6 protein-coding genes are annotated in these 6,072 nt (G+C 62.4%); 3 read left to right on the top strand and 3 right to left on the bottom strand.

What is annotated here, in order from left to right:
* Positions 1-933: 933 nt before the first annotated feature.
* Positions 934-1,290, bottom strand: a 357-nt coding sequence (locus ASD03_RS31165) for a hypothetical protein (RefSeq protein WP_210177780.1), incomplete at its 3' end; no start/stop codon positions are given.
* Between the two features lie 2,336 nt (positions 1,291-3,626).
* Here ASD03_RS31165 and ASD03_RS39490 point away from each other — a divergent pair.
* The 3 genes from ASD03_RS39490 (at position 3,627) to ASD03_RS31145 (ending at position 5,192) form a co-directional block, all read left to right on the top strand.
* Positions 3,627-4,049: a hypothetical protein gene (locus ASD03_RS39490; protein ID WP_156408102.1), complete on the top strand. Its 423-nt coding sequence runs from the start codon at positions 3,627-3,629 to the stop codon at positions 4,047-4,049.
* Between the two features lie 340 nt (positions 4,050-4,389).
* Positions 4,390-4,842, top strand: a 453-nt coding sequence (locus ASD03_RS40865) for a hypothetical protein (RefSeq protein ID WP_244494717.1), incomplete at its 5' end; no start/stop codon positions are given.
* On the top strand, positions 4,839-5,192 hold the full coding sequence (locus tag ASD03_RS31145) for a hypothetical protein (RefSeq protein ID WP_057217995.1): 354 nt from the start codon (positions 4,839-4,841) through the stop codon (positions 5,190-5,192). The genes ASD03_RS40865 and ASD03_RS31145, both read left to right, overlap by 4 nt.
* Positions 5,193-5,243: 51 nt before the next feature.
* Here the strand turns inward: ASD03_RS31145 and ASD03_RS31140 are convergent, their stop codons facing one another.
* Both ASD03_RS31140 and ASD03_RS31135 read right to left on the bottom strand, forming a co-directional pair.
* Positions 5,244-5,459, bottom strand: coding sequence for a hypothetical protein (locus ASD03_RS31140; RefSeq protein WP_063997119.1), 216 nt, complete (start codon positions 5,457-5,459; stop codon positions 5,244-5,246).
* A 78-nt stretch (positions 5,460-5,537) separates the two neighbouring features.
* Positions 5,538-6,072: DUF932 domain-containing protein (locus ASD03_RS31135; protein WP_156408101.1), on the bottom strand; the 535-nt coding region annotated here is incomplete at its 5' end.

The following is a 6,072-nucleotide window of genomic DNA, read 5'->3' as shown; positions in this document are numbered from 1 at the left end:
TGGCAGTGGCAGCCTGTTCCCGCGCCGCACGAGCGGCACGACCGGCGGCAATTGCCTGCTGCTGGGCGGCTATAGCAGGATCGACGGTCGGCGGCGCGGCCCGGTCCTGGGTGCGCGCCTCGTCGGCGCGGGCGGCCGGCGGTGTGCCCCCTCCCCCTGCGGTGTCAGCGACCGATTGCATCTGCTGCATCTGGATGTCACGGCGCTGCTCGGCAAAGAGCGCGGAGATTTCCTTGCGCATCTCCTCGACGGCCTGGCGCTCCGCACTACTGTCGACCATGGTCTCGAGGCGGTCCATCGATTTGTTCGCCCGCCACACGCGCTCGTCGAACTGNCGCATCTCCTCGACGGCCTGGCGCTCCGCACTACTGTCGACCATGGTCTCGAGGCGGTCCATCGATTTGTTCGCCCGCCACACGCGCTCGTCGAACTGTTCCAGCGATAGGGGCATGGTCTTTTCCTTCTGCTGTTGAATGTTTGCGATGAGAGTCTTGAGTGCCGCCGACGGCTCGTTCGACGGCGCGCCGGATCGCTGCGCAAAGGCTTCAAACCGCTTTTGAAGCCAGGGCGACGGTGAACCCTCCTTCGAGGAGCCCACCGCCTCAATGATTACGTCAGAACGCAKCCCCAGCTTGAGCATCCGCGCCTCGAAATCCCTGACGACGGACAGCGTCTCTCCGCCCGGGTCAAACTCGTCGTTCTGCTTGGCGAGTTCGCGCTCTATTTTGCTGACGCTCGCCGTTGTGGGCGCCAGCACATAAATTGTCTTGCCRCCGGCCGAAACGAAGTTGCTATCGACGCCGGCCACCCGCTGGACGATCTCAATCATCGCGTCGCGGTCAGCGACCTCCTCCGTCTCCAGACGAAGGAGAGCAAAGCCGTTAGCGTGGCGCGGCGCTGGCTGCGCAGCTTGTCCGGCCGCCGCGGCTGCGNCCCCAGCTTGAGCATCCGCGCCTCGAAATCCCTGACGACGGACAGCGTCTCTCCGCCCGGGTCAAACTCGTCGTTCTGCTTGGCGAGTTCGCGCTCTATTTTGCTGACGCTCGCCGTTGTGGGCGCCAGCACATAAATTGTCTTGCCGCCGGCCGAAACGAAGTTGCTATCGACGCCGGCCACCCGCTGGACGATCTCAATCATCGCGTCGCGGTCAGCGACCTCCTCCGTCTCCAGACGAAGGAGAGCAAAGCCGKYAGCGTGGCGCGGCGYTGGCTGCGCAGCTTGTCCGGCCGCCGCGGCTGCGAACCGGTCGGCCGCCGCGATCACCGACGGCTCCGCGCCGGCCTTCTTCAAGGCGTTTGCGGTTGCCTGCCATTTNTCTCAATCATCGCGTCGCGGTCAGCGACCTCCTCCGTCTCCAGACGAAGGAGAGCAAAGCCGTTAGCGTGGCGCGGCGCTGGCTGCGCAGCTTGTCCGGCCGCCGCGGCTGCGAACCGGTCGGCCGCCGCGATCACCGACGGCTCCGCGCCGGCCTTCTTCAAGGCGTTTGCGGTTGCCTGCCATTTTGGAGCAAGCGCGAGGTTTCTATTTGTCAAGGAGGCGGGATCCACGACGCCGGCGCGCTTGCGCTCGACACGTTTGACGACAGATGAGGTTTTTAAGTAACGCGAATTGGTCTTGGCGCGCTCATAGGCGCCGGCTTGCGCCTGGCTGTATGATCGGGTAGCCGCCACATCCGCGCGCCGCGTGGCGACCATGGCGATGCCCTGTTCGCGTGCCTTGGCCGCGAACCGCTCGCGCCATTCGTAGAGTTCCGGCTTGGTGAGGCGCAGCGCCTTGCCGATGTCGTCTCGCGCCGAGATCATCGCATGGACATGCACATGGCCGGTATCCGGATGATGAGCGGTGATCCACTTGTGCCCGGCGACCTGCTCGCTCAGAAAATCCCGCACGGCCCGCTGCATCGCTTCCGGATCGGTTCCGGCCCGCGCCGAGAAGATGACATGGAAAGCATTACGTGGCTCGACGGTGCGAATGTGGGATGACCAGTCCCGCCAAATCCTATCCGCCTTTTCCTTGACGCTCGAACCGCGCTTGATCGGATCGCCGGCGCTGGTGGTGATGCTGTTCTCGTTGCGCAGGAACTTTTCGAGGAAGTAGCGGCCGGACTTTTCGGAGACGGCGGCGCCGAGAATACGCACCTCGGCCGTCACTCCAGCGTCGGCCAATCGGCGTGCAAAACTGGCCTCCGCATTTTCGACAGCGCGTGCCGGGCCTTCCCCCTTCTCGCGGGCCCTCAGCGCATCCGCGATCTTCTTCGCCGGCAGGTCTGTCACCGCGTAGACCGAGACCTTGCCATCCGGATGCCGAGAATAGAGGAAAGGCTTTGATCCAAAGGCGGCGTTCAGGGCGTCGTGAAGTGCGGTATCGTCGACCGTATCGGCGACGGTAAAGGAAAATGTGGCCAGCGCGTTGACCGCATAGGCGTTACGGAATTCCGCGCCCCATTCGGCCAGCGCCGCGGCCCGGTCCTCGCGGCTTGCGACCGCGAGGCCATCCTGATCGTAGATCGGGATATCGACCTTGCCCCTGTCGCCGTTTTCCTTCTCGACTTCGCGCGTTCCGAGATAGGTCATCAGGCCGGCGGCCGAAGCCCGGCTCGATACCGTCGACGTCACCTTGATCACGACCGGCTGTGCACCGGCGGCAATCGCTGCACGGCTCGCGGTTTCCGCTGAGGATCTACCCGTTGCGGCGCGGCGGGTGGAGATCGGCTGAGCCATGCGAGGCGCGGAAAGGCCTGCGCCCCCTCCCCCGCCGGCCGACTTCTTCAATTCATCTTCGTCATCCAGATTGCGGCCAGCACCCAAGGCAACGACGAGCGCGATGACACCTCGCTGCGATGCCTGGGACACCTGCAGGATCGACGCGATCGTCGGCTCGTTCGGCGATATCGGACCTCGACGTGTCTTGCTCGCAATGCCAGACGGTACAAAGCGCTCCTGCGGAGCCTGCCCCGACATCGCGATACCGATCGCGCGCCGCCGGCGCGATTCCTCATCCTCGTCAATCAGCGACGATGCTCGACGGACGGTATAGGTCTCGATCGCGCCGAGCAGCCCGGACCAATCATGCGCCACGGCCAGTCCCCCTCCGCTCCCCACAGCTGATCCGCAGCATCAGGTCGACGTCGGCCCGCAGCCGAAACAGGCCGTCGAGAAGAGTGCGCAGCGCCGCGTCGAGATCCGGTTCATAGGCGACGCGCCCCTCATTCATGGCCCGGACCGCCTGGTTGAGATTGATACCGATCCGCCGCAGCTCCTCATTGGTGTCGCGCAGCGCGTCTGCCTCGGACGATCCAACCGGAAGCGGAAGGCCCNCGGACCGCCTGGTTGAGATTGATACCGATCCGCCGCAGCTCCTCATTGGTGTCGCGCAGCGCGTCTGCCTCGGACGATCCAACCGGAAGCGGAAGGCCCGCCTGATCGCGAAACAGCAGCCGGATCACGTCGCTGGCGGTGCGGTCTTCTCCGCACAACACGGCAAGCGCCTCGCGCTCCTCCGGCTGCAAACGGACCCTAATCACCTCGCTCCGCATTGTTTCCTTCCCGCTTGTCAGGTTGCCGGAGGCGACCCGGAGCGCCAGAGGCGCGAACCACGGCCCTGCCGGAGGCGGGGCAACGTCGAGTTTGTACCACAAACTTGACTATCCTGCCACAGAAGAGACAACTATAATTTATTATCAATCTCAATCCGCAGATACCGACGATCTCGATCCGACCACCTCATCCGCAGATACCGACGATCTCGATCCGACCACCTCGGCCGATTGGCGCGAACCGACAAACTCCGGCGCGAACAATTACCCGTTGTTAACGCGCTCATMCCCACTTGCAGCGCTGGCAACTGGTTATTCATCCGTTGATAATCAACAATTAGCAGTGCACATGTTGTTCATCATTAATGGCCACATTGTTGATTGCCTATTGACCATTACCCGTCGTCAGCGGGCAATCATCGGTCATCAATCATCAATGGTGAACGAGCAACGGGCAATAATTACGTTGCGAAAGGCGACTTTTGTAATTAATTATAATTTATCCTTGAACTGAAGGAGCCACCATGATCGTCACTATCGCCAACCCGAAGGGCGGAACCGGGAAGACCACGCTCGTTCGCGCGCTWTCGGGGACGGCAGCCCATGCGGGCAATGACGTGTTTCTGATCGAYGCCGATAGCCGCGCCAACACGATGCGCTGGGTCACGATGTCGAAACAGATGAATGTCTGGCCGGAGCGCCTGGAAGCGGAAAGCTGCCTCGATCCGAACCGCATCTACAAAATGGCGATCGATCGCCAACACCAGGGCAAAGTCGTCTTCATCGACATCGAGGGAACGACGAACGAGAACTTGTTCGCCGGCCTCTACTGCGCCGATATCGTTCTGATCCCNCGCCAACACCAGGGCAAAGTCGTCTTCATCGACATCGAGGGAACGACGAACGAGAACTTGTTCGCCGGCCTCTACTGCGCCGATATCGTTCTGATCCCGCTGCAGACGACCCAGGACGACGTCGTCGCCGGTATGCAACTCGCGCTCAATCACATCCCCGTGGTCGAGGAGGATCAGAAGCGCAAGCTCGCGGCGATGATCGTCATCAACCAGCACGATCTCGTCACCGGCCGGGCAAAGGCRCACGAACCGCTACGCGAAATCCTGCGGGAAAGTGGGGTCGCCCTCGCATCCCAGCCAATAGCGCGGCGCGCCTCCTATCAATCGATTGGCGCGGCCGGAACGCTGCAGACCACGGCGAGGTCGGATCCGAAGGCGATCGCAGAAATGGAAACGCTGCTTGGCGAACTCCTCGCTCTCTATAGATCGACCGCGAAGGAGGCTCAGCTATGAGCGAAGGATCGGACAGCAAGAATCTCGTCCTTGGGCTGATTTCGACTGGCCGCGAGCGTCCATCCGTGCGCGAAAAACCGGCCGCCTCCCCTGCGCTGATAAGGCCCGACGATGGCGGCCGAACCCAGTTCCGCGACCTGGTTGCCAAAGGCGAAAGCCGCGATCCGATCGCCGGAAAGCGCTTTCGCGACACCGAAAAGGTCACCACCGGAATCCATATTCGTGCCGAGGTCCACAAGACGTTGAAGATCCTCTCGGCCGTCGAGCGCCGCAAGTTCAACAGCTACATCGAGGAGGCGATCGACGACTATCTCCTGAAAATCGCGGACCGGATTCCCGATATTTCCTGACCGGGAGAAGCGGACGCTCACGCGCTTGTCGGCCGTCACGGGGATCACTGGCTACTGGCCTTCGGATGGCGGTGATCGCTTCGTCTGGGAGTAGGACACCAGCCAGCTAGGGCCGTGCGAATTGCGAAGCACCTGCAGGATGCCGGTGGTACGAGCATTCATCCAGTCCTCGCGGAGTTTGGATTTCCAACGGCGACCGTTTTCGAGCGCGTAAGCCTGAAGGGTGGCGTGCTCTTCAGGGGTGAGGGTGCGAAGTTTGGTCGTCATGATGCTTCCTTCGAACGGACGGATTTCCGAGCGCTGGGCGATGCGCCACCTCTTTCGGCGGCGCACCTGATTGCCTGCTCACGCCTTCAGCGCCGCCATCCTTTCGCCGAGCAGCCAAAGGGCTTTGTTGAGCTTGATATCCTGATCGATCCCATTAACGGCGCGGGACTTTACACGACGGGGCCTTCCGAGATCGTCACGGCCGACGCCGCGCAATCCGCCCTTAATGGCGTTCTCCTGAACCACATTCCAGACGGTCCATAGATCATTGGCGCGGTCGTCGTGGCGGCGGGGCACAAGCAACTGCTCCGCTCTGATGGGCGTGGTCGTCTCGCCTTCGTTGTCTCCAAAGCGGAGAACATGGGCGGCATCCGCAAGAATGCCCGCCTCCTCATGGTTCATCCGCATGGTCGACCAGTCCTGCGGGGCGGCAAGGGTTCGCTCAGCCTCGCCGAGAACGCGATAGGTGCCCTCGATGACCTTGTGTTGGACGTCACCGGAATGACGGACCTTGATGGCATCGATGGTGCCGGTCTGCGTCACCAAGGAATTGAGGCAACGGACACGGAAAAGCCCGGCCATCAGCTCGTAGGCGCTGGTTCCGTCATTGGCG

Source organism: Ensifer sp. Root127 (assembly GCF_001425225.1).
Taxonomy (GTDB): Bacteria; Pseudomonadota; Alphaproteobacteria; order Rhizobiales; family Rhizobiaceae; genus Ensifer; species Ensifer canadensis.
The sequence above is the reverse complement of the archived record's forward strand: the minus strand, read 5'-3'. Positions and strand labels throughout refer to the sequence as shown.

What these genes read in the sequence shown, in the direction of transcription:
- ASD03_RS31140 (WP_063997119.1), bottom strand. Translation starts at nt 5,459, where the DNA reads ATGACGACCAAACTTCGCACCCTCACCCCTGAAGAGCACGCCACCCTT.
- ASD03_RS31145 (WP_057217995.1), top strand. Translation starts at nt 4,839, where the DNA reads ATGAGCGAAGGATCGGACAGCAAGAATCTCGTCCTTGGGCTGATTTCG.